Below are 25,699 nucleotides of genomic sequence, written 5' to 3'. Positions count from 1 at the left end.
GATTTAAGAAGCAGGTAGCATAACACCTGCTTTTTTATTTATTGGTTTGTGTTTAAAAATGCAACTAAATTATATTTTTAATACAATATTTAAAATTACTATTGACTTTTTAAACATAATTGTTTAATTTTAAAATAACCAATAAATATAAAGCGCTTACAAATTTAAGTGATGCAAATTACAACGTATGAGAAAAACAGTATGGAGGTGAACAATGAAAATAGCAATTATTGCAGACGATTTAACGGGCGCTAATGACACAGGAGCACAGTTTGCAAGAAGTGGACTCAATACTTCCGTCCTTTTAGAAAGTGATGAGCAAAGTATATCTGAACTGGATGTCCTTGTCATAGATACAGACAGTCGATCACTTTCTAAAGAAGAAGCATCGTGCAGAGTAACAAAAGCTGCTCAATTTATAAAAAGCTTACCGTTTGAACTCGTTTATAAGAAGATGGATTCCACGATGAGAGGGAACATTGGAACTGAAATAGATGCTATATATGAGGTTTTTAATCCGGACTTTGTTTTTATAGCACCTGCCTATCCAGAGAATGGACGACAAGTAATGGATGGTCATTTGTTTCTGAACGGAATACCTATTCATGAAACAGTATTTGCCCAGGATCCCAAAACCCCTATTACAGATTCCTATATCCCTAATTTACTAAGAAGGGGAACGGAACGTGAAATTGGGTTAATCAAACAAAAAGATATAGAACAGGGAAAGAAACATATCCGAGAGAAACTATTGAATTACTTGAACCAAGATGTATCTTATATTGTGTTTGATTCAGGTGTTGCAGAAGATTTGGATCAAATAGTTAGTTGGGTGAAAGATTTTGATTTCCAAGTGATCTGGTCAGGAAGTGCTGGCCTTGCTAACCATCTAAAACAGTATGTTATAGAAACCCAAAGTACTGCTATAGAGCATGATATTCAAAAATCGATACGTCCTATATTAACGATTATTGGTAGCGTTAACAGGCAGTCAAGAGCGCAGTTAAAGCAACTATTAGCAGAAAAATCAGTAAAAGGAATTGAAATGTTAGCTTATACTGCTGTAGCTGATAAAACCTCTATAAAGAATGAAATACAAAGGATACTAAGGGAAGTTGAAGTTGCTATAGAAAAAAATAAGGATATTGTTATTTACTCTTCTGCAGAGCTCGAAGAAATTCGAAAAGCTAATGAAATAGGGGCATTTCATGGATTAACACCAACGATGGTCAGTGATAAGATTTCTGAAGTATTAGGGGACATTGCAAGAATAATTGTAGATGAATTTCAAATTAGTCATCTAATTCTAACAGGCGGAGACACCGCAAGAAAAGTTTGTATAGCGCTAGGGACAAAAGAATTTAGAATTTTAGATGAGATTGAAAGTGGAATACCAATTGGTTTATTGCCTTATAAGAGAGAACTTGTTGCAATAACAAAAGCAGGTGGATTTGGAAGTGCAGACGTTTTAGTTCATGCTGCTAAGTTTCTAAGAGGGGAGGAAATAGAATGCGTTCAATCATTGGATTGACTATGGGAGATGCATCGGGTGTAGGGCCAGAGATCATTTTAAAAGCACTTAACCATAAAGAGACTTACAAACTAGCAAAACCAATTGTTATTGGTGACTATTCTATATTGGAGAGAGAAGCCACTTCCTTAAATCTTGGATATCAGTTCCACCTTATCAATCATCCTGCTGAAGGAAAATTTGAACAAGGCACAATTGATTGTATAGACCTAAAACTACTAGGTAGGGAACTACCTTATGGGAAGGTTTCTGCTAAAGCGGGTAACGCAGCCTTCCATTACATTGAGACAGCGGTTAGGTTAGCAATGGATGGGAAAATAGACGCCATTTGTACCGCTCCAATTAATAAGGAGGCTTTACATAAAGGCGGGCATATTTATCCGGGACATACAGAAATATTGGCACAGCTAACGGGAACGAAGGATTTCTCCATGATGCTTTCTACACCAAAACTTAAGGTCATTCACTTAACAACACATGTCGGTTTATTAGAAGCTATTGATAGGATTAATCCTGATAGAACCTATAACGTTATAAAACTAGCACATGATACATTTGCCAAGGCAGGAAAAGAAGATGTGAAAATAGCAGTGTGTGGGATTAATCCACACGCAGGTGAAAATGGGATGTTTGGAAATGGTGAGGAAGAAGAGAAGCTTGTACCTGGCATCTCTAAGGCGCAAAAAGAAAACATCAATGTTACAGGTCCTTACCCAGCAGATACTCTGTTTTATCGAGCAGCTAGAGGGGATTTCGATGTGGTGGTTGCATGCTACCATGATCAAGGTCATGGTCCAGTGAAAGTGTTAGGAGTAGAGTCTGGAGTAAACATTACAGTCGGTTTAAAGCATGGTGTAATTCGAACTTCTGTTGATCACGGTACTGCATTTGACATCGCTGGAAAGAACCTTGCAGATGAAAGATCTCTAATTGAAGCAATTAAAGCGGCTATTGACTTGTCGCCCAAAAAGAATGGTTAAAAGAGGTGAGTATTATGTTTAAACCGAATGGTATTATCCCTGCATTAGTTACTCCGTTTGATGAGGCAGGCAAAGTTAATGAAGCCATATTACGTAAATTAGTTAGGAACACTTTAGAAGCTGGTTGTCATGGTGTCTTTGGATTAGGGAGTAATGGAGAATTTTTTTCTCTGAGTGCTGAGGAGAAACTTCAAATAGCTCGAGTAGTTGTTGAAGAAGTTCAAGGGCGCGTGCCTGTTTATATGGGAACTGGTGGTAACAGTACTATTGAAACAATTGCACTGACAAATGAAATGGAAAAAGTGGGTGTTACAGCTGTTTCAATCATAACACCTTACTTTGTAAAACTTTCTGACCAAGAAATATTATCTCATTATAAATCAATAGCCAAAGAAACGAAGCTACCAATTATTTTATATAACATTCCTGGTTTGACCGGAAACACTATATCTCCCAAGGTAGTAGAAGAGCTTGCAAAGGTTTCTAACATTGTTGGAGTTAAAGACAGTAGTGGAAGCTTTGATAACGTCCTTCAGTACATTCAATATGAAAGTGAAAGCTTTTCTGTTCTTGTTGGAACTGATTCCTTGATCCTGCCTACTTTAATGGCAGGAGGTAGTGGAGCGATTGCAGCTACGGCAAACTTACTTCCAAAAGTTGTAGTTTCCATTTATGAGAATTGGAATAAGGGAAACTTATTAGATGCGGAACGAGCACAGGAAAAATTGGCACCAATACGTTTTGCATTTAAGAAAGGAACGCTTCCATCAGTACTAAAAGATTCGATTAACCAAAGTGGGTTGGTTGTGGGAAACCCAAGAATGCCAGTCCTTCCGGTTACAGAGAAAGTAAAAAGTGAGATTGGATCTATTATTACTGCTTACAAGGAGGCAGGGGATCTTGATTAAATAACTAATAGATAATATCAATCTAATATTTTTTTGCAAATGGAAACGGTTACTACTGATATTATCTATTAATATAAAACAAGGGGGAATTTTTATGAAATTCAAATTATTTTTCATGCTGATTTTTGTACTGTTATTTGGTTTCCTGACGGCTTGTGCACAAGGGGGAGAAGAAGCAAACGGAGAAACTTCTAATGGTTCATCAGGCGATTCTGAAACTTCAAGTGATTTTCCGTCTAAAGAAATTCGAATTGTAGTACCTTATGATCCAGGAGGATCTAGTGATTCTACCGCTCGTACAATAGCCAAGATTATTAAAGAAGAAGGTTTATTATCGAAAGATGTTCAAGTGGTAAATCTTCCTGGCGCGAATACACGTATTGGCTTAGAAGAGGTACTTAATGCGAAACCAGATGGTCATACATTGCTTTTACACCATACAACTTTAAATGCAATGAATGCTGTTGGACAAATCGACATTTCTTACAAAGACTACGATTTGATCTCACAAGTAGCTTACACACCAAACGTTTTAGTTGGAAAGGCAGATGCCGAATACAAAACGTTTGATGAGTATCTAGAAGCAGCTAAAAAGAATCCGGGTTCTATCTCTGTTGGTGTGCCAGCTGTAGGTTCCACCACACATTTGGCTTTTGAAACGATGATGCAAAAAAGTGGTAATGAAGGGATTTTTGAAGTAGTACCTTTCCAAAGTGGTGCAGATTTAATTGCTGCTCATATGGGTGGTCAAGTTGATCTAAGAATGGCATCTACTCCAGACTCTATTGAATATGTAAAAGCTGGAAATGTTATACCTCTTGTATCTACAAGCTATGAACGTCATTGGGATCCAAACATAAAAGATGCTTTATCCTTTAAAGATCTAGGTATTGATGTAGGTGTAGCCGTTCGTTATGGCCTATATGCACCAAAGGGAACTCCTGATGATGTTGTAAAGAAATTAGAAGAAACGATGCGAAAAGTGGTGGAAACACAGGCATTCCAAGACTTTACTAGCAAAAATGGTGCACAAGCAGAATTCTTAGGTACTGAAGAATTTGTTAAAAATAACAAGGAAATTCAAAGTATTTTTGAGGACTTGGCAGAAAATATTAGTGTGAAAGAATAATAGAATATTCGAAAATAAAGAGAGTGTGTAATAGGTATTTTCCTATTACACCTCATCTTTATACAAGGATGGGTGATTATGAAGAAGGTTGCAATAGAAATCATTTTGATTCTTTCGGGGATCCTGTTTCTAATAACCGGATTAAATATTGGGGCGGGAGGCTTCTCTGGAGATGTGTTAAATCAAAGAGATTATGTACTTATACTTTCTGGTTTACTTATCGTCTTGTCAGGAATTTCGATGATTAAAACATTGATTCTAAGTAAAAAGAAAGATTCTGACTCAACACCTGAGACAAACTCTAGTAAGTCGGAACCAGAATCTGAAGAAAATGATAGAAGTCATAAGGTTAATAAAAATATATGGATGACAATGATCCTACTTCTTTTATTTGCTTATGGATTTTCCTATATTGGATTTTATGTAAGCTCCTTCATATTTGTGTTTATTCTAACCTGGATGATGTTTAATTGGAGCAAGCGGGAATTAGCAAAATCACTAATTTTTAGTGTGGGATTGAATGTTGCTTTTTTCTTTTTATTTCAATTTATTAATGTCTATTTCCCAGAGAATACGCTGTTATTTTAATTTGCAAGCAAGGGGGTTGAGGAATGGATATTTCAAGCTTTTTTGAGAGTATAACGGGTATATTTTTAAGTTCAACTATTTTATTTGTGGCTTTTGGGACTATTCTTGGTGTCATTTTTGGTGCTATACCCGGATTAACAGCTACGCTGGCTGTTGTGATTTTACTTCCCTTTACGTACGGTATGGATCCAGTTGCTGGGTTATCAACACTAGTATCGGCTTATATTGGTGGTATTTCTGGAGGGGTAGTAGCAGCTATCCTGATTGGAATGCCAGGTACTCCTTCTTCTGTAACCACAGTCTTTGACGGGTACCCACTCGCTAAAAAAGGTCTTGGTGCTAAAGCTTTAAGTATGGGAGCGATGTCCAATTTAATTGGTTCCGTTATATCCCTTGTTTTTCTTGTACTATTAGCCCCACAGTTAGCAAAAGTTGCCTTATCTTTTACGCCTTTTGAATATGCGATGGTCATGTTATTTGCTTTTGTTATTGTTGCGGGTTTAACAGGAGATTTCTTTAAAAGTATTTTGGTTACTGTTTTTGGGCTCATTCTAGCAACATGGGGATTTGACCCTATCAATGCAGTAGAACGTAATCCTTTAGGTATTGAATTTCTAAGAAATGGTATTCCTGCAATTCCTGCTTTAATTGGTTTGTTTGTTATCTCAAGAGTATTCGAGGAGTTGGAGTCTGATCAAAGTAAGCCGATCATCCCGAAAACTTCTACAAAAGGTTCTTTTCCAAAGCTTCGAGAGATAAAAATTTCGGTCCCTAACTTCCTGCGATCTGGATTTATTGGGACAGCAATTGGAATATTGCCCGGAATTGGTTCATCACTTGCAACGTTTGTTGCTTATGATAGAGCGAAAAAATCAAGTAAAGAACCAGAAACCTTTGGAAAAGGAAATATCCAAGGGGTTATAGCTTCTGAAACTTCTAACAATGCGGTTATTGGTGGTGCGTTGATTCCCTTACTTGCGTTGGGCATTCCAGGTGATAGTGTTACCGCTTTATTATTAGGTGGTTTACAAATGCATGGACTTCAGCCAGGACCTTTATTGTTTCTTAACCAACCCGATTTTGTAATGGGGTTATTTGCATCATTCCTTCTATCCGTAGTTATTATGTATTTATTCATGGTCACCATTGGAGCAAGAATTTTTCCAATCATTCTATCTGTAAAAAAGGTTTACTTATTGCCTATGGTAGTAGCGATGAGTATAGCTGGTACATTTACGATTGGGAACCGCGTCGAGGATGTATGGATTATGGCTATCTTCGGAATCATCGGTTATTTCATGGATAAGTACAATTTTTCAACGTTACCTTTAGTTATTACACTACTGCTAGGCTTTCCGTTTGAACAATATATTCGAAATGGTTTAATACAAAGTGAAGGTTCTCTATTGCCATTCTTTACTAGGCCTATTGCAGGTGGTTTTTTCTTGCTAACCATTATCACCTTATTTTTTATCCTTAAATCAAAAAGGAAAGCAAAGCGTTCGGTGGGATAAATGACTCTTAATCAAAGAGCTTTGTATGTTTCAAGAGCTTTTATATTTCTAAGCGTGTGGATTGCGTTTCAAGCTCACCTTATAAACATAGAAGTAAGTGGTATTGTTTTGGAGATTCTTTCCGTTTTACTTTTACTAACAGCGCTCATTCAGGTTTCAAGAATCAATTTAGTTCTATGTGGATTTTTCCTGACGCTGACTGTTGTAATTGGCATAACACAAAACTTGGAATTAGCTGATATTTTCGAGGGGTTTTCCTATATGGATCATCTAATTCTTTTTATAGGATTAATCCCTCTTATATCGAAACCTATAGAAAACAAGATAATGCCCATACAAAAAATAATAGGTTTAATGAGTAGAAGATTGTCGGAATTAGCGATAAATATTTCAACTACTTTTATTTTAGCTAATTTCATTAATCTAGCTAGCATACCAATTAGCAAATCAATATTTATATCGAATGATATGAGCAAGATACAAAGAAAAACTTTTATGGTATCGAATGTTAGGTCGTTTGGTTTGGCCATGCTATGCACGCCAATCGGGGCAGCGGTTGCGGTTTCTATTGATATGACCAATTCAAGTTTTTTATCTGTGTTGGGGATAAATATACTCATCACCTTATTTGGTCTTCTTCTTTCGTTAAAGCTTCAACAACATGACTTCAAAAAAATCAATGTCCCATTATCGTCAGAGGACAGGTTTTTAAAGCAAGATTTTTTATTTCTCTTAAAACTCTTTGTCCCTTTTTTAATTTATTTTATGCTTCTTTCTTTAATAGATGAGACATTCTCAATAGGAATGATGGAATCAATCGTTGTGTCCATTCTACCATTCACTATCACATGGAGTTTTATAATTAAAAGCTTAAGGGATTGGGGAAGTGCCTTCAAAGATATGACCTTAACACGAATTCCAACTCTATTTGGCCAGTTTTCTGTCATCATTTGTGCGGGTCTTGCGATTCACACGATTGAGTTGGTCCGATTAGACTACACTATAATTAAGTATTTACCATTAACAGATACAACGCTTTCTCCAATTTTGTACATTCCATTAATCATTATGGTAGTCCCATTGTTGGCGGTGTTTGGTATTCACCAGTTTGTTGTAATGGTATTTATAGGGGAGATATTGGACCCTGCACTACTAGGAATTAATCATGTCGTCTTTGCTAGTGTATTATTAGTAGGATTTGTTTCTGCTATGGTCTCTAGTTCCTTTAGTGGTGCTAACTTACTTGCAAATAATATATTGCCGGAACAATCCGCGCATGACTTTGCTTCAGAAAATTACAAGTTTGTGATGTTTTTTATCTTATTTTCTTCTGTACTACTAATATTGATAAATTTTTGGATGTAGGAGGTCAGTATTGTGAAAATTCCAAAGGGTATTATCTCTGCTATGTTAACTCCCTTTCATGAAGATCAAACGATAGACGAGCAAACAACTAGAAGGCAAGTGAATCGTCTTATTGATAATGGTATTCATGGTTTATTTATATTGGGCACAAATGGTGAGTTTTTCAATATGGATGAAGATGAAAAAGTGGAATTCGCTAAGATTGTAGTGGATGAAGTGAAAGGCAGAATTCCAGTTTGTGCAGGAACAGGAACAATACGAACAGATGAGGTTATTCGATTAACACAGCGAATGGAAGAAGTCGGTGTAGATATGATTTCTGTAATAACTCCGTATCTGATGACGATTAGCCAACAAGAACTAATAGACCATTATCTATCCATTGCGGAGTCTACCAGTTTACCGATTCTAATCTATCATATGCCGCAAAGAACCAATAATGTCTTAGCTCCTGAATCAGTAGCTTTTCTAAGTACGATTCCAAATATTGTTGGTATTAAAGACAGCACCGGAGATTTTGACCAAATTCTAAAATTCATTGAAGTCACTGGAGATGACTTTTCGGTTTATTCTGGAGCAGACTCCCTTATATTATGGACTCTACAAGCGGGAGGTGCTGGAGCAATAGCCGCAACATCTAATTTGTTTCCAGCACTTGTCTCTTCCATTTATACGAACTGGAAGGAAGGCGACTTAGATGCCGCTCGTAAAGCGCAAGAGCAGTTGAGACCAATTCGAAATGCCTCGTCAATGGCAAGTACGCCAGCTGTATTCAAAAAAGCCATGCAATTATTAGGGGAGCCTGTAGGTCCTGCTCGATTCCCAGTAAAAGAAATAGATATAGAAGTTACTAAGGAAATAGAAAAGGTTTTAGAACTTTATAAGTAACAAAACTAGGAGGGGAAATATGCAAACCATACACAACTTTCAATCTGCACATCAAATCATTTACGGCAACGACTCATTACAATCTATTGATGAATATTTCTATGTCTTCGACGATGTAAGAAGAGTATTGATTGTTACCATTGATCGGTTTGATAAGGAGATAGAAACAATTCGGACTCAACTTGGAAATAGGAATATTGTAGTCGACCTTTTAACGGGAGTAGAGCCTGAACCAACTATTTCTCATATCCATGACCTTTTCAATCAAATAAAAAATAAGAAATATGATGTACTGATTGGAATGGGTGGAGGAAGTGTATTAGATGCAACAAAAGTGCTTTCCGTTATGCTTACCAATGACACTCCACTAGAAGATATGGTTGGAACAGAACTGATACCGAACAGAGGGGTTCCAATGGTATTAATCCCAACTACTTCTGGAACTGGTTCAGAGGTAACTCCAAATGCGATCGTAACTTTTCCTGATCAAGAACTGAAAATAGGAATTGTTAGTCGATACTTCATGGCTGATCTGGTTCTATTAGATCCTATGTTAACGATTTCGGTTCCTCCTCAGGTTACAGCAGCAACAGGGATGGATGCATTTACTCATTCCTTTGAATCCTATATATCGAACAAGTCTAACCCTATTAGTGATATGTTTGCAATGGAATCAATGAGATTAATTTCAAGAAGTATTCTAAGAGCATACAGAGATGGTTCTGATTTGGAAGCGAGACAGGATATGCTTTTAGGCTCAACCTATGGTGGGATGGCTTTAACAAGTGCTGGAACAGCTGCTGTTCATGCCTTAGCCTATCCTTTAGGTGGGAAGTTTCATATTTCGCATGGGGAAGCCAATTCCATGCTGTTACCTCATGTAACAAGATTCAATCTTGATCAAATTGAAAATAAGATGGCCAAAATAGCTAGGGAAATAGGTATTTTGGAAAATAACAAAACAGATGATCGAGAAGCTGCAGAATTGTTAATCAGTAATATAGAGAGTTGGACTACTAGTCTGAATATACCACAAGATCTTTCAAAATTTGGTGTGAAGGAAGAAGATGTTTCGGGATTAGCTGTTGCGGCTGCTAAGGTTACAAGGCTACTAAACAATAATCCTAAAGTTTTATCTGTGGAAGACATGGAGGATATTTACAAAAAGTTACTAAATTCTTAGGAGAGAGGAAATCAAGCATGAAAATTATTGTTACTTCTCCTAGTTTTGGAAAGTTTAACCCTGAAATAGTAGGAGAACTGGAATCAGAGGGATATACCATTAAAAAGCTAATTCCATATAGTAGAGAGAAAATGTTAGAGGAATTGAAAGATGCGTATGGAATTATAGTAGGACTAGACAAAGTAGATAGAGAACTCCTGGACAAAGCACCTAACCTAAGGGTGATAGCAAAGCATGGAGTCGGTGTGGACAATATTGATCTTGATGCAGCGAAGGAAAGGGGAATCTCTGTTACCAACACACCAGGTACGAACAACGATGCAGTAGCTGATCTTGCCTTTGGTTTAATGTTAAGCGTTGCAAGGTCTATTCCAGAAGCAAATTCTAACCTGAAAGAAGAAAAGTGGCTTCGATACGATGGAAATTCTGTTTGGGGAAAGACAATAGGAGTAGTTGGTCTTGGTGCAATTGGGAAGGGGCTTGCTAAAAGAGCAAAAGGTTTTAATATGGAAATCCTAGGTTACGACATTACAGAACCTAGTCACGAAGATGCAGATATTGGTATTGAACGAGTATCATTAAATGATTTACTCCGTAAATCTGACTACATTTCTCTCCATGCACCTTTAAATAAGTTTACGTACCATATGATTGGAAAAGAGGAGCTAGAGTTAATGAAGTCTACTTCTTTTCTGATCAACACAGCAAGAGGTGGACTTATTGATGAAGAAGCACTTAAGACTGCTTTGTTAAATAAAGAAATTAAAGGGTGTGCTTTAGATGTCTTTGAAGAAGAGCCACCTCAGGATTTTGACCTTCTTAAATTAGATAATATAGTGGTAACACCGCATATGGCTGCTTACACGATAGAAGCCGTTAAATATACAAGTCAAATGGCAGCGGATAATGTGACACAAAAGTTAAGGAATGAGGAACCTAGAAATTTAGTCTGTTAATTAGCTTGCTTTTCTTTCCCCGTAACTATAAAATAACGTAAGATAATGAAAGGAAAGGGGGAAGAAGTATGCTACGAAATGACTGGTTGTTCGCATCCATCTCTTCTAATTTTTCTTTCCCTTTTAAGAGCTGAAGGATTTTTTCCTTTAGTTCTTTTTTTATGGGAATTTATTTATATCTAGAAACCGACTTACGAGTGTCCCAAAATAACAAAAACAAGGAGGCTACAACATGTACAAACGAGTCATGGTCAAATTAAGCGGTGGAGCTCTAGGTGACGAAAAGGACAACTTCTCTCATCAAAAGCTCGAGCATATCGCACAAGAAATCATTTCCCTTGTTGATAGAAACGTGGAGGTATCCATTGTTGTCGGGGGAGGGAATATCTTCCGTGGGAATCTTGCCGAGCAATGGGGAATTGATCGAGTGGAAGCAGATAATATTGGAACAATGGGTACAATCGTAAATAGTTTAATGCTACGAGGTGTTCTAAAAAGTAAAACAAGTACGGATGTCCGCGTGATGACCTCGATTCCAGTTACAGCCGTTGCGGAACCTTACATTAGACTTCGTGCGATGCATCACCTGGAGAAAGGCTATATCGTCATTTTTGGTGGGGGGAATGGTCAGCCGTTCGTAACAACTGATTATCCAAGTGTCCAACGGGCGGTAGAAATGAATTGTGACGCTATCCTTGTTGCCAAACAAGGAGTAGATGGGGTTTTTACGGAGGACCCTAAGCAGAATCCGGCATCCAAAAAATATAAGGAGCTAAACTATAATGACGTAGTAACTCAAAATATAAAAGTCATGGATCAGTCTGCATTACTGTTAGCAAGGGATCACAATCTTCCTGTACATCTTTTTAATTTTGACCAGCCAGGAGCTATGAGTAAAATTTGTGACGGGAAACCGGTAGGTACAATCGTTCATACTGGGGCGACTTCCTTGGTGTAACTGGGATGGGGAGGCAGGACCTCCCCTTGTCCTATTTTAAAAGTTTTTTAAGTTTGGGCTTTGCACGTCTTCCCCAGTTTTTTACGGCATCGATGCTCACATTTTCTCTAGTGGCAATATCTTTTACCGATAAATCTTGAAGAACATACAAGTTGAACCACTTCCACTGTCCATAGGTTAGTTTATTTTTTATTTTTTCTATTACATATGGATCGATGCTCAACTCTATATTGGTTACCAGAGAATCAGGCTGTACGGAATTTCGAAAATAAGCCTCCTTATCTATGGTTCTCTGCTTTTTTCTAATCAATCCTATTAAGGCTTTCTCAATCAAAAAGTAAGCATAGCTTGAAAACTTTCCTCTTTCTGGATCATAAGAATCGATAGCTTTCCATAAAGCAATAACTCCTTTTTGATAAAACTCGTTATTTGGGTCCCGAATTCCTAATTTGTGAATGAGATAAAAAATCATGTTTTCGTACTTTTCCAGAATTCCATTAAAATTGTCTGTTCGCAACTTTGCCTCTCTCTATAAAGGCGCCTTTATTGGTTTTTCCGCGGTACAGACAGAATAGGGGAAAAGTAGAAAGAAAACATGTTGTGAAAATTTAATTTTCTATACAAATATTTTAATTTTCGTTATGGTTAAATCTTAAATTTTCTATATTTAAACATCTCTGAAGTACATGAGAAACTTTAAAAATCTATGAAATGTGCTTTGTGTTGAAAATACATGGACTAAAAAACGAAGAGGACAGTTAGGAGAACTATCCTCTTCGTTCTATATGTTGTGGTTAAGTTTAATGTTGACTGACTACGGGTGCGTATAACAAAGCACGGTTCCTAATCGTCTACATTGGAAAACTCAAGCATCAATTGCAATGCATTGTTTTTATTCTTTGCATCCTTTCGAATAGCAGCAATTATTCTCGTATCTTCTTTCAATGGAATTCCGCTAAAGATCGCAGCATCCGTCAGTTCTATCCCGTACAAATGCTCGGTTGATGTTGATTGTGTTGTCGCAGTATATAACTTTCTGTCATCAAGGTCCCCCTCTAACAGAGCTGTATCCATTTGATCAAGAGGATAGAACATCCCTGATTGAACATAGGACTTAAAAAACTCCAAATTCATAACATACATATCAGGTTTCTCGGTCGCTAATTGCGCAGCACTTTTTTGTTGGTAGCCGATATCATTTTGATCGGTTACTTCCTGTGGCGAGTAACTATAGGTGGTGCTAACGCGTTTCCAACTAGGGAATTTTGCTAGAATATTTTCTGCTAACGTTGTTTCTATTTCCTCGGTCGCATTAAAGTTCGAGGTTAAAAAAGATCCAAAAAACATCACTTCGACTTTTACTGGAGGAAGGCTTGCTAATTTCTCTTGTTGCTGTTGATGGTCGATAACAGCTTGGATAATGGAATAAAGAATGAGAACTAATACAATAACAGCGAACGTGTGAAGCTTATAATAACGAAAAAAGTGTTCCAGTTTATCCTTTACCTTTTCAGACCCTTTGGTAGGTTCGGGTACGTATTGTTTGTGTTTTTTAATGGTTTCATAGGCACTGGTAATTAACTCGATGTCCACCCCTTCGTTTTCTCCTTGTCTGGCTAAGTTTGAGTGATGTTTTTTGATCCACATTTCAAACTTATATTCGATTTCTTGCTCGGTTGCATTTTCAGATACGCCCAACTGTTTATATGCTTGATGGATATCCATGTCATTACTCCCCACTATTATTCTCGTCTTCAGTTCGTCCTATCTTTTATTCTAAAATTCAAAGCAGGAAGAAAGCAAGTGTATGAGAAAATATAAAAATAATGGTAATTTGTGCAAAAAACTTAAGCGAAAGGATTGAAATGTCTGCCAAATGTCCCTATAATAAAAGTATAACTACCATACTAGTATAATTAAAGTGTAAGATTAGTATGATTTTATGGAAGGCGAGGTGGAGGAGATTTCATCGGCTGAAACGAAGAGAATCAATGGCTCGACAAGAGACTTTGTTTACGAAACCATCAAAGAAAAAATTATTAACTGGGAAATTGAACCAGGGACAAAGATCTCTGAGAAGGATATTGCGGACCAGCTAGAAGTAAGTCGAACTCCGGTGCGCGAAGCTTTTTTAAAACTTGCACAAGAGGAATTGTTAGGTGTATTCCCCCAAAGTGGAACAATTGTTTCCCAGATTGATCTGGCGCTAGTAGAAGAAGGACGATTTGTCCGGCAGAAGATTGAAAGAGCTATCGTTGAGGAATTTTGCTTAACGTGTGATAAAGAGCAACTATTCCAACTAGAAAGTAATCTGGCCATGCAAGGGCTATGCTTAGAAAAGGGTTCTCATCATCGCTTATTTGAGCTAGATGAGGAGTTCCATCGAATCATGTTTGAAGGCTGTAAGAAATTACGAACTTGGAAAATGATTCGTCAGATGAATAGTCACTTTGACCGATTACGAGTACTACGTTTAGCATCCAACTCGGATTGGGATGGAGTAGTATCACAGCATCGGAAGATTTTCGAGCATATAAGTAATAAAGATGTAGATGCTGCAGTTAATGAAATAAGTGATCATCTCGATTTAGTTAATTATGAAAAAGACGAAATCAGGTCACGCTACCCAGGTTATTTTAAATAAAGGGTGTACGTTTTCCGGAATAAACGTGGTAATGATGAACAAGTGGAGTAGGAAATCAAAACTACTCCTATACTTGTCCATTGTCTGTAAGCGTTAACAAAAAGTTGTAGGGTAGTGGGACACTAATGGGAGGGGATCCAGCTAATGAGTAGCATGTATGAAAAGGTGATGGAAAGAACAGACACAGCTGAAGCTTATGCCTGTTGGCTGCAATATAGGAAAATGGAAGATGCAAAATGGTTGAGAGATTACATGTCCTATTGCTTAAATATCACAGCTCTTGGTAAGTCCGTCGTAATCAATGCTGCACTGGACGAATTGAGCCTTGCTTTTCACTCGATGTTTGAGCAAAAACCAACCATTACAAATCGTGTTCATCCAGAATCATCTATTGTTATTGGAACCTATCAAGATATGAATCTAGAAGAGCATGGTGTGGAAGCGGATGTGTTTCATAAGTTAAATGACGAAGGTTATCTTTTAAAAACGGTTAAAAATGCGGAAAAGAGTCGGTTATTACTAGTAGGTAAATCCGATAAAGGTGTGTTATACGCCACCCATCATTTGTTACGACTCATTCAAACAGGAGTAGCTCTTGATCATTTAGATATAGTTGATTCTCCTAGAAATCAAATTAGAATGCTAAATCAGTGGGATAACATGAACGGCAGTGTTGAGCGTGGTTATTCAGGAAATTCCATATTCTACGAAAACAACCAGGTTACTACTAATCTAGAACGCATCAAGGACTATGCCAGAATGTTATCTTCCGTTGGAATTAATGCCATTTCCATTAATAACGTGAATGTTTGGGAAGTGGAAACGAATTTAATTACGGGCAAGTTTTTACCAGATGTTGCAAAAGTAGCGGACACTTTACGGGCGTATGGTTTAAAGACTTTCTTAAGTATTAATTTTGCAAGTCCGATTGAATTAGGAGATTTATCGACTGCAGACCCACTAGATGCAAGTGTCAAAAGTTGGTGGAAAGAAAAAGTAAAAGAAATCTATCAATATATTCCTGACTTTGGTGGATTTGTCGTGAAAGCGGATTCGGAGCATCGACCAGGGCCCTTTTCATACGAAAGAGACCATGCGGATGGGGCGAACATGTTAGGAGAGGCACTACAACCGTTTGATGGAATTGTTGTTTGGAGATGTTTTGTCTATAACTGTATGCAAGATTGGCGTGATCGCTCGACAGACCGTGCGCGTGCTGCTTATGATCATTTCAAACTGTTAGACGGAAAGTTTTTGGATAATGTGATTTTGCAGGTCAAAAACGGACCAATGGATTTCCAAGTAAGAGAACCTGTTTCCCCTATGCTAGGTGCTATGGAAAGAACGAATCAAATCGTTGAATTCCAGGTTACCCAGGAATATTTAGGTCAACAAAAGGATTTAGCATTTTTGATTCCAATGTGGAAAGAAGTATTAGACTTTGACACACACGCTAAAGGAAAAGGTTCAACCGTAAAGGCAATCGTTGACGGTTCTTTGTATGATTACAAATATAGTGGGATTTCTGCTGTTTCCAATATTGGGAATGATATCAATTGGACCGGCAATACACTCGCGCAAGCTAATCTATATGGGTATGGTCGCCTTATTTGGAACCCGGATTTGTCAGCAGAGGAAATTGCAAGGGAATGGGTCCGAGTAACGTTCGGTAACGATCGGGCAGTTGTTGAGACTATTAGTACGATGTTACTCGATTCCAGGGAGATTTACGAAAATTATACGACTCCACTTGGGATCGGTTGGATGGTTAATCCAAATCACCATTATGGCCCTAATGTTGATGGCTATGAATATTCAAGATGGGGGACGTATCACTTTGCTGACCGAGATGGTATAGGTGTGGACCGTACGATGGAGACAGGTACTGGTTATGTAGGACAGTATTTTTCACCGAATAAAGAAATGTATAACTCGTTAGCGGATTGTCCAGATGAGCTCCTGTTGTTTTTCCATCACGTACCTTACACACATCGGTTGAAGTCTGGGGAAGCAGTGATTCAACATTATTATAACTCGCATTTTAAAGGGGTAGAGCAGGTAGAAGATTTACTGGCAAAATGGTCGTTACTAGCAGATAAAATAGACGAATATCGATTTCACAATGTACAAGAGCGACTACATATGCAACTAGAAAATGCCAAGGAATGGCGCGACCAAGTAAATACGTATTTCTACCGAAAATCAGGTATTCCTGATGAGAAAAATAGAAAGATCTATTAAGTGATTTCTTAATGTTAGTGCGAAGCGGGAAGGAACTAATCCGGAAATGATCATAGTTCTTTTCTAAATAATGATATCAATTTTTACAACTGGAACAGCCTGTCCAGTTCAGCTCAACTTGCGTCAAAAGGCTTAGTCTCTTTACCTGCCAATAATAATAAATAGATAATACAAGGTATGTATTTAAAATTGGGAAGTCAGGTCTTTTCTAACGATGGGTTCATAATGTTTGGGGGAATTTGTAGTGAAAATGGTATTTCGATGGTTTGGTCATGGAAATGACAGTGTGAAGTTACAACATATTAAACAGATTCCTGGTGTTGAGGGGATTGTTTGGGCGCTCCATGATATTCCTGTTGGAGAGGAGTGGCCACTGGAACGAATATTAGATATGAAACAGCAGGCTGATAGGTACGGTTTTCATATGGATGTTGTGGAAAGTGTTAACGTTCACGAGGACATAAAGCTTGGTTTACCGACAAGGGATTTGTACATTGAAAATTATAAGCGTACGATTGAAAATCTGGCAAAAGTAGGCGTAAAGGTTATCTGTTATAACTTCATGCCGGTATTTGACTGGATTCGGACAGACTTATTTAAGGAGATGGAAGACGGTTCGACAGCCATGTTTTATGAAAAAGCAAAGGTGGAGAACCTCAATCCTAATGAATTAGTGGATGAAATCGCGAATAATCCAGATTTTACGATTCCGGGCTGGGAGCCAGAACGGTTAAAATCATTATCACATTTGTTTGAGGCATATCGTCGTGTGTCTACCCAACAACTGTGGGCTAATTTACGTTACTTTTTGGAACAGATTATACCTGTTGCAGAATTGCATGATGTGAAAATGGCTATTCATCCCGACGATCCACCTTGGCCAATCTTTGGGTTACCTCGATTAATTACTTCACAGGATAACATAAGAAGACTCCTACAATTGGTGGAAAGCCCGTCCAATTGTGTGACGTTGTGCAGTGGCTCGTTAGGAGCAAATGGGGAAAATGACATAGCTGGAATGGTTAGGGAGTTTGCTGATCGAATTCCGTTTGCTCATATTAGAAATTTGAAGCGATACGAAAATGGGGATTTCATTGAAACATCCCATCGAACAAAAGATGGATCTGTCGAAATTTTTGACATTGTCAAGGCCTATCACGACACAAGCTTTACTGGTTATGTTCGTCCAGATCATGGCAGACATATTTGGGATGAACAATGTCGACCAGGTTATGGACTCTATGATCGTGCGTTAGGAGTCATGTACCTATGGGGAATTTGGGATTCGTTGGAGAGCGTGAAGAAAGTTCAACAGGAAACAGTAGCTCCACAAAGTTTATCTAATGCACGAACTTAATGCAGATAGGCGAAAATAGGGCAGGAAAGGGGTTAGAATCTACATATGTTACCAATCAATCCAAATTTAAAAGGGAAAGTAGCAGTTGTCACGGGTGGTGGCGGGATATTATGCGGTGCAATGGCTAAGGAGTTAGCAAGACAAGGGATGAAGGTTGCTATTTTAAATCGCACCTATGAAAAGGCAGTAAAGGTTGCAGAGGATATTCGTGCCCAACATGGAATAGCCTTACCAATCCAGTGTGACGTACTAGACAGAAATAGTGTGATCGAAGCAGAAAGCCAAGTGCAGGAAGCCTATGGACGTGTGGATGTATTAATTAATGGTGCGGGTGGCAATCACCCAAAGGGTAGTACAACAAATGAAATTTTTGATTTAGTAGATTTGGATGACCAGAATGTAACCTCCTTTTTTGACTTAACAACAGAAGGGTTTGAATCTGTCTTTAACCTGAATTTTATTGGTACCTTAATTCCGACGCAGGTTTTTGCTAAAAGAATGGTAGATTCTAGGAGTTCTATTATTAATATTTCGTCGATGAGTGCAGTGAGCCCAATGACGAAGGTGCCTGCTTATAGTGCGGCCAAAGCAGCTATTAATAACTTTACACAGTGGTTGGCTGTTCACATGGCTGAAGCTGGGATAAGGGTTAATGCGATTTCCCCAGGCTTCTTCTTAACAGATCAAAATCGATCATTACTAACGAAAGAAGACGGGTCACCTACTCCTAGAATGGAAAAGATTCTTTCCCAAACACCGATGAGAAGGTTAGGTAGTCCGGGAGATTTGTTAGGAACGTTGTTATGGTTAGTCGATGAGGATGCTAGTGGCTTTGTAACAGGTGTTTGTGTTCCAGTGGATGGCGGATTTATGGCCTATTCAGGAGTTTAACTTCTAGCTAATGGATACAACATACAAACTCGGAGGATGTCGATTTAAGTCTTTTATTGGAAGTAAAGGAAATATTCGAATAAATTGGTAAATACCGTTGACATTTTATCCCACCATGGTTATCATATTACTATACTAACATACTAGTTAGATTAGATTACTAGTAAACAGAATAATATGGATAGGTGTACGGTCCGCGAAGGCAAATGCACCTATTCTTTTGAAGGGATTGTAAGCGGTTACTAAAAAATGACAAAGCATACATGTCGCGTTATACATGATAGGTAATAAAGAAGTCTAGTAAGTTCAAGATGAATGAAGCGCCAGGACGAGCAGAATAAAATCATCATCATGAAAGTTACCTTCACTTGATGATTAAAGGGGGAAGACAGTGTGGAACAACAACTGGTTAACAGTGCTAAAACTCAAGTCACTAGACCTAGCACCAAATGGCAAAGGGCCAAGAAAGTAATAAAGAAGGACTGGCAATTATATTCACTGTTAGTACTTCCGATCATTTACTTTCTAATCTTCAAATATGGACCAATGTTCGGCAACATCATTGCCTTTAGAAGATTCGTTCCAGGCGGAAGTATTATCGGGGAGGAATGGGTTGGGCTCTATTATTTCAAAATGTTATTACAAGATCCATCGTTTTTCCTTGTGTTAAAAAATACGCTGATGCTAGCCGTTCTGTTGTTAGTTGTAACTTTTCCTGCACCAATCATCTTTGCATTACTGTTAAATGAAGTCAAAAACAGAGGCTTTAAGAGGTTTGTTCAAACCGTATCCTATTTGCCACACTTCTTCTCGATGGTAGTTGTTGCGGGTATCGTGTTGGAGTTAGTTGCCGTAAACGGTCCCATCAATAATATTGTTGAATTTTTTACAGGCAATCGTTACCCGTTTATTCAGATGCCGGAATGGTTCCGAACAATCTTTCTTTCATCTGAACTATGGCAGACAACAGGATGGGGTGCCATCCTTTATCTTGCAGCCTTAACGGGAATTAATGATGAATTATACGAAGCTGCTAAAATTGATGGTGCAAACAGGTGGAAACAAACACTGCACATTACGATACCTGGCATTCTTCCGACAATCGTTGTTTTGTTTATTCTTAATATCGGTAACTTCTTGCAAGTAGGATTTGAAAAGGTGTTATTGTTATACAATCCATTGACCTACGAAACAGCTGACGTTATTTCGACATACGTTTACCGCATCGGTATTCAATCCGCAAGTTTCAGTTACGGAACGGCAATTGGATTATTTGAATCAATCATCGGCTTAATCTTAGTATTTGGAGCCAACTTCATGTCTAGAAAAATTACAGACAATAGTTTGTGGTAAGGAGGTAGCAGCATGAAGGAATCATTTCGGTATAAAGTTTTTAAAGTGATTAACGTAATTATCTTACTGGCCATCGTCTACGTCACATTATTCCCGTTTTTAAACATTGTTGCTCAATCCTTCAGTTCCGAGCAACACATAACTGCTGGAAATGTGAGTCTCATCCCGAAAGGCTTCAATGTGGAAACGTATAAGGTTATTATGTCTGACAGTATGTTTTGGTTAAACTACAAAAACACCGTGGTATATACGGTCGTTGGTACTGCTATCTCGCTTGTCTTATCAACGATGATGGCTTATCCACTGGCAAAGAAACGGTTAAAAGGTCGAAATTTTTGGTTGATGTTCGTCGTGTTTACGATGTTTTTCAACGGTGGAATCATTCCGAACTACGTGTTAGTTAACTCCCTGGGGTTTGGGAATACCATCTGGGCAATTGTCATTCCAACGGCCATTAGTGTTTTTAATCTACTGATCATGAAAACATTCTTTGAGAATATACCGGATGAGCTAGAAGAAGCTGCGATAATGGATGGTTCTAACACGTATGGAATACTTTGGAAGATAGTACTTCCGTTATCTAAGCCAATACTTGCTACGATGTTGTTGTTTTACGCAGTAACACACTGGAATTCATGGTTTCCGGCATTTCTATATTTTAGCGAAAAAGAGTTGTTTCCGGTTTCGATTTACCTTCGAAACTTGATCAAAGGTGCGGAAGGCTCCCTATCTTCTGGGGCGACAAGTGCGGATAACTTAACGCAGATTGCTGCAAATATTAAATCGGTAACCATGGTACTAACGGTTTTGCCAATCGTTTGTGTATATCCTTACATCCAGAAGTACTTCGTATCAGGGGTTATGCTTGGTTCAGTAAAAGGTTAACAGGATGGTAGGTACCAAGGACATTTCGACTCTTCCCAATGGTTGGGAATAAGTCGGAAGCGTCTGGAAATAAATGAAAGCGTTTAATAGGACTGAGGGGGTGGTTCACTCTGCAAGTTGACACTGGAATGCTGGGTCGCTTTGAAACGAACTGATATAAAAAAGGGGGAGGAGTAATTGAGTAAATCTTTTAACAAATTATTGTTGTTAATGTCCATGGTTTTAGTTATTGGTGTATTGGCAGCTTGCAAAAGTGCAGAAGAAGCGGGATCTGAAGAAGGTTCTTCAGAAAAGGATGGTGAAGTATCTGGTGTAGCCATGAAGGATTATGGTGTGGGTGACCAATTTAAGGCAACAGAGCCAGTTACATTCTCCATGCTTTATAGTGACCATCCAAATTATCCATACCAAGAGGATTGGTTATTATTCGAAGAAATGAAGAAAAGAACGAACGTATCCTTAGATATGACGATTGTACCGATGAGTGACTACGAACAAAAGCGTAGTTTGTTAATCAGTGGTGGGGAAGCTCCATTAATCATTCCTAAAACCTACCCTGGGCAAGAAACACCATTCGTTGCTTCGGGTGCTATACTTCCGGTTAGTGATTACTTACATTTAATGCCACACTTCCAAAACGCTGTTGAAAAGTATGACATGGAACCGTATTTAGATACATTGAGACAGGAAGATGGAAAGTTTTATTTATTACCAGGCATGCATGAAAAAGTATGGCCTGACTATACATTAGCAATGCGAAAAGATATTTTAGAGGAATTAGGACTTGAAGAACCCAAAACGTGGGAAGAATTAGAAGAAGTATTAATGGCAATGAAGGAAGCCTATCCAAATTCCACCCCTTTCTCTGATCGTTTTAAATTTGAAAGTACACTGAATGTTGCTGCAACTACATTCGGAACAAGAGCTGGATGGGGACTTGGTAATGGCTTAATGTTTGACCATGATGAGGAAGAGTTCTACTTTGGTCCAGCATCTGAAGGACATAAGAAAATGGTGACTTACTTCCACGGATTAGTTGAAAAAGGTTTACTAGACCCTGAAAGTGCAACGCAAGAGGATGATCAAGCTATTCAGAAGTTAGTAAATGAAGAATCGTTCGTTATAAATGCAAACTCTCAATCTGTTATAGATTACCGCAGCAAGCTTAACAAAGCACTCGGCGAAGGAAACTTCGAAATTAGTAAAATTCTAGTACCTGGTGGTCCTGCTGGCCATGTAATGGGTGGTTCTAAGCTCGAAAACGGGATTATGATTTCATCTAAAGCAAAGGACGATCCAAACTTCGATGCTATGATGCAATTTATTGACTGGTTATATTACAGCCCAGAAGGGAAGGAATTCACGAAGTGGGGTGTAGAAGGTACAACGTACACAGTGGATGATAACGGCAAGAGACAAATTGCTGAAGATGTTGACTATGTTGGCCTTAACCCAGGTGCACCTAAACAATTAAACGTTGATTTCGGTTTCTCTGGTGGGGTATTCTCTTACGGTGGTTCAACAGAATTGCTACACTCTATGTTTAGTGAAGAAGAAATTGCGTTCCAAAATGGGATGCATGAAACAAAAGAAACATTACTTCCAGATCCACCAATTAAATATAATGAAATGGAATTAGAGCAAGCTACGTTATTAAGCACACCACTTCTGGATCACGTAAAACAAAGCACGCTTCAGTTTATCCTAGGACAACGTGACTTATCGGAATGGGATGCTTACATCAAAGAATTAGAAGCAAAAGGTCTCCAAAGATATGTGGAGCAAGCAAATGAAGTATATCAATCTAACAAATGATGAACTTTAGGTATTTATAAGGTAATCTGCCTGTAAGCTTTTACAGGCAGGCTTGCCTTTTTGTATTACGGAAAAAAGTTTTACGCTATATCTATTAAAATCAAATTATAGTTGGGATCTTCGCTAGTGTAAATGTGTTTGTCTTTTTTGTTCATGATAAAATCACAATAAAGGTTATACCTTCATAGATGACAAAATAAAGGATGGGATTGTCATGGATAATGGAAAAGAATTTGGACAGGGGACGTTATCTGTCCTAACGAATTATATTTATTGGTTGGCGCTAGTGAACGTGTACTTTGTAGTCTGTAACCTCCTATTTTTATTTTTCTTCCTCACATTAATTCCTAGTTATTCCAATATTATTGTTTACTGTCTAACGCTAATACCAACTGGGCCAGCCATTGCTGCTTTATTTTACACATTATCAAAGTTAATACGTGAAAAAGAAATTTCCCCGACTAAAGATTTCTTTTATGGGTATAAAATAAATTTCCTAGACAGCCTAAAAGTTTGGGTACCGATGTTGGTCATTTTGTCTATTATTATGATGGATATTCAATATCTAAGTGCTGATCCAACAACACGAAATCAAGTGATTTCAGGAATATTGATTGTTTTATTCGTGTTATTGGGGACACTATCAATCTATGTTTTCTCCATTAGTTCTAACTTCAGCTTTCGGGTAAGGGATATTTATCGTCTCTCCATGTATTACAGCTTTACAAGAATGAAACATACAGTCGGTAACATTGGAATTGTACTTATAACCTTGTTTTTGATGTTTATTGTTTCCGATTTCCTTCTATTATTTATAGCGGGTCTCGTAGCATACGCACTTGCATTAAATAATCACGCAATTATGGATGATATTAAAGAACATTTTATTAAAAAAGAGGAAACGACTGTTGAAAATCAAGATGTGAATTAAATCATACAGTTAAGGTGATGAGATGGATGAGTAAAATAATGGTTGGAAATAACATTCAACAAGAATTTAACGATAATTGGAAATATTGTATTGGTACAGGTCGGCTGGGGCTTGCCCTACAACAAGATTACCTAGACCACTTGAAACTAGTTCAAAAGGTAATAGGCTTTACATATATTCGCGGTCACGGGCTTTTGCATGATGATATTGGAATATACCGCGAAATGGAGGTGGATGGTGAAGTAAAACCGTTCTATAATTTCACTTATATCGACCGAATTTTTGACTCCTTTTTAGAAATTGGAATCCGTCCTTTTATCGAAATTGGGTTTATGCCAAAGCTACTCGCCTCAGGGAACCAAACGATTTTCACTTGGGAAGGAAATGTTACGCCTCCAAAGGATTACGTCAAATGGACAGAATTAATTCAAGCGGTTACGCAGCATTTTATTCACAGATATGGAGCAGAGGAAGTAGTGAAATGGCCATTTGAAATTTGGAATGAGCCTAATTTAGTAAACTTTTGGAAGGATGCTGATAAAGCAGAATATTTTAAGCTATATAAAAGGACTGCAGTGGCAATCAAGGAAGTACATCCAAATATCCAAGTTGGTGGACCAGCCATTTGTGGTGGATCTGACGAATGGATCGTGGAATTTTTAGAATTCTGTAAGGAAGAGAATGTACCAATTGACTTTGTTTCTCGTCATGCCTACACGTCCCATCAACCGAACAAGGTAACTCCAGATTACTATTATCAGGAACTTGCGGAAAACATCAAAATGCTCGAGGAATTTGAAACGGTTCGTGGTCTAATCAAGGATTCTGCCTTTCCGAATTTGCCGTTTCATATAACGGAATATAACACATCTTATAGTCCGATTAATCCAGTTCATGACACCGTTCTTAATGCGGCTTATTTGGCACGGATTTTAAGTGAGGGCGGAGATTTTGTTGACTCGTTCTCTTACTGGACGTTTAGTGATGTATTTGAAGAGCGTGATGTACCACGATCCCAGTTTCACGGCGGCTTTGGATTACTTGGAATAAATGAAGTGCCTAAGCCAACTTTTCATCTTTTCTCATTCTTTAGCAAACTAGGTAAGGACCAATTGTATCGGGATGAAAATACCATTGTTACCAAAAGACAGGATGGTTCAATCGCCCTTGTTGTTTGGAATCTAGTAATGGACAAAGGAGAGGGTCATGAGAAAGAAGTGACGTTTGAAATTCCAGTTGAGGCTGGTAATCTATTTATCAAGCGCCATACGGTTGATGAACAGCATGCAAATCCTTGGCAAGCATGGAAGGACATGGGGCGTCCAAGGTTTCCAAGTCAAGACATGGTAGAAACGCTCAAACGTGTAGCACAACCACTGGTAAGAACGGACAATAGGAAAAGCGAAGACGGGAAAATTGTGCTTACCGTAACATTAACCAAAAACGAAGTGTCCTTAATTGAGGTAATTCCGGTTGGTGACGAGACGGACACGTATATAGGGTTGGATGATTCTTTAATTACGTCCTATTAAATGACGCAGTACTAGTCCCACCTGAAATTTTTCCAATACGAAACGATGGC

General features: G+C 38.1%; 22 protein-coding genes. 20 read left to right on the top strand and 2 right to left on the bottom strand.

The genetic code is table 11. From position 1 onward, the window contains the following. Window positions 1-214 precede the first annotated feature (214 nt). From KO561_RS16560 to pyrH, 11 genes are all read left to right on the top strand, one after another. A complete protein-coding gene (locus KO561_RS16560) occupies window positions 215-1,531 on the top strand; it encodes a four-carbon acid sugar kinase family protein (protein WP_231094377.1) in 1,317 nt (438 codons plus the stop codon). Continuing rightward, complete coding sequence (pdxA, locus tag KO561_RS16555; RefSeq protein WP_231094375.1) at window positions 1,510-2,511, top strand: 4-hydroxythreonine-4-phosphate dehydrogenase PdxA; 1,002 nt, start codon at window positions 1,510-1,512, stop codon at window positions 2,509-2,511. Before KO561_RS16560 ends, pdxA begins: the two co-directional genes overlap by 22 nt. A 14-nt stretch (window positions 2,512-2,525) precedes the next feature. Next, the gene (gene dapA, locus KO561_RS16550) at window positions 2,526-3,419 is read left to right on the top strand and encodes a 4-hydroxy-tetrahydrodipicolinate synthase (protein ID WP_231094374.1); all 894 of its coding nucleotides are present in this window, start codon (window positions 2,526-2,528) and stop codon (window positions 3,417-3,419) included. Between the two features lie 94 nt (window positions 3,420-3,513). Further along, on the top strand, window positions 3,514-4,548 hold the full coding sequence (locus KO561_RS16545; protein ID WP_231094372.1) for a tripartite tricarboxylate transporter substrate binding protein: 1,035 nt from the start codon (window positions 3,514-3,516) through the stop codon (window positions 4,546-4,548). A gap of 78 nt (window positions 4,549-4,626) precedes the next feature. Then, window positions 4,627-5,136: a tripartite tricarboxylate transporter TctB family protein gene (locus KO561_RS16540; protein WP_231094371.1), complete on the top strand. Its 510-nt coding sequence runs from the start codon at window positions 4,627-4,629 to the stop codon at window positions 5,134-5,136. Between the two features lie 23 nt (window positions 5,137-5,159). Continuing rightward, window positions 5,160-6,650, top strand: coding sequence for a tripartite tricarboxylate transporter permease (locus KO561_RS16535; protein ID WP_231094369.1), 1,491 nt, complete (start codon window positions 5,160-5,162; stop codon window positions 6,648-6,650). Between the two features lie 261 nt (window positions 6,651-6,911). Next, window positions 6,912-8,015, top strand: coding sequence for a hypothetical protein (locus KO561_RS16530; protein WP_231094367.1), 1,104 nt, complete (start codon window positions 6,912-6,914; stop codon window positions 8,013-8,015). Between the two features lie 12 nt (window positions 8,016-8,027). Further along, a complete protein-coding gene (gene dapA / locus KO561_RS16525; protein WP_231094366.1) occupies window positions 8,028-8,903 on the top strand; it encodes a 4-hydroxy-tetrahydrodipicolinate synthase in 876 nt (291 codons plus the stop codon). Window positions 8,904-8,922: 19 nt separating this feature from the next. After that, complete coding sequence (locus KO561_RS16520; protein ID WP_231094365.1) at window positions 8,923-10,086, top strand: iron-containing alcohol dehydrogenase; 1,164 nt, start codon at window positions 8,923-8,925, stop codon at window positions 10,084-10,086. 17 nt (window positions 10,087-10,103) lie between these two features. After that, complete coding sequence (locus KO561_RS16515) at window positions 10,104-11,042, top strand: phosphoglycerate dehydrogenase (RefSeq protein ID WP_231094364.1); 939 nt, start codon at window positions 10,104-10,106, stop codon at window positions 11,040-11,042. A gap of 232 nt (window positions 11,043-11,274) precedes the next feature. Then, window positions 11,275-12,000 (top strand): UMP kinase, encoded by a 726-nt coding sequence (pyrH, locus tag KO561_RS16510; RefSeq protein WP_231094363.1) that lies wholly within the window; start codon window positions 11,275-11,277, stop codon window positions 11,998-12,000. Between the two features lie 31 nt (window positions 12,001-12,031). Here pyrH and KO561_RS16505 read toward each other — a convergent pair whose 3' ends face one another. Beyond that, entirely contained in the window at window positions 12,032-12,517 is a 486-nt protein-coding gene (locus KO561_RS16505) for a sigma-70 family RNA polymerase sigma factor (protein ID WP_231094362.1), read from the bottom strand. Between the two features lie 326 nt (window positions 12,518-12,843). After that, on the bottom strand, window positions 12,844-13,725 hold the full coding sequence (locus KO561_RS16500) for a hypothetical protein (protein ID WP_231094361.1): 882 nt from the start codon (window positions 13,723-13,725) through the stop codon (window positions 12,844-12,846). Between the two features lie 229 nt (window positions 13,726-13,954). Between KO561_RS16500 and KO561_RS16495 the strand changes: the two genes are divergently transcribed. The 9 genes from KO561_RS16495 to KO561_RS16455 all read left to right on the top strand — a co-directional run bounded on the left by KO561_RS16495 (window position 13,955) and on the right by KO561_RS16455 (window position 25,649). Further along, a complete protein-coding gene (locus tag KO561_RS16495) occupies window positions 13,955-14,644 on the top strand; it encodes a GntR family transcriptional regulator (protein WP_408004826.1) in 690 nt (229 codons plus the stop codon). Between the two features lie 144 nt (window positions 14,645-14,788). Further along, window positions 14,789-16,885 carry an alpha-glucuronidase family glycosyl hydrolase gene (locus tag KO561_RS16490; protein WP_231094359.1) on the top strand — a complete coding sequence of 699 codons (2,097 nt, stop codon included), beginning with the start codon at window positions 14,789-14,791 and terminating at the stop codon, window positions 16,883-16,885. A 244-nt stretch (window positions 16,886-17,129) separates the two neighbouring features. Then, a complete protein-coding gene (gene uxuA, locus KO561_RS16485; protein ID WP_231094358.1) occupies window positions 17,130-18,242 on the top strand; it encodes a mannonate dehydratase in 1,113 nt (370 codons plus the stop codon). 45 nt (window positions 18,243-18,287) lie between these two features. Further along, complete coding sequence (locus tag KO561_RS16480; RefSeq protein WP_231094357.1) at window positions 18,288-19,133, top strand: SDR family oxidoreductase; 846 nt, start codon at window positions 18,288-18,290, stop codon at window positions 19,131-19,133. Window positions 19,134-19,526: 393 nt separating this feature from the next. Then, window positions 19,527-20,486 (top strand): ABC transporter permease, encoded by a 960-nt coding sequence (locus KO561_RS16475; protein ID WP_231094356.1) that lies wholly within the window; start codon window positions 19,527-19,529, stop codon window positions 20,484-20,486. A gap of 12 nt (window positions 20,487-20,498) precedes the next feature. Further along, the gene (locus tag KO561_RS16470; RefSeq protein WP_231094355.1) at window positions 20,499-21,371 is read left to right on the top strand and encodes a carbohydrate ABC transporter permease; all 873 of its coding nucleotides are present in this window, start codon (window positions 20,499-20,501) and stop codon (window positions 21,369-21,371) included. A gap of 177 nt (window positions 21,372-21,548) precedes the next feature. After that, window positions 21,549-23,186, top strand: coding sequence for an ABC transporter substrate-binding protein (locus tag KO561_RS16465; protein ID WP_231094354.1), 1,638 nt, complete (start codon window positions 21,549-21,551; stop codon window positions 23,184-23,186). Between the two features lie 214 nt (window positions 23,187-23,400). Continuing rightward, complete coding sequence (locus KO561_RS16460; protein WP_231094353.1) at window positions 23,401-24,117, top strand: YesL family protein; 717 nt, start codon at window positions 23,401-23,403, stop codon at window positions 24,115-24,117. Window positions 24,118-24,143: 26 nt separating this feature from the next. Beyond that, complete coding sequence (locus KO561_RS16455; protein WP_231094352.1) at window positions 24,144-25,649, top strand: GH39 family glycosyl hydrolase; 1,506 nt, start codon at window positions 24,144-24,146, stop codon at window positions 25,647-25,649. Window positions 25,650-25,699: the final 50 nt, after the last annotated feature.

The sequence above is a fragment of the Radiobacillus kanasensis genome, from assembly GCF_021049245.1.
GTDB classification, from domain to species: domain Bacteria; phylum Bacillota; class Bacilli; order Bacillales; family Amphibacillaceae; genus Radiobacillus; species Radiobacillus kanasensis.
Note: the sequence above shows the minus strand (reverse complement) of the source record. Positions and strands in the feature narration are given on the sequence as shown.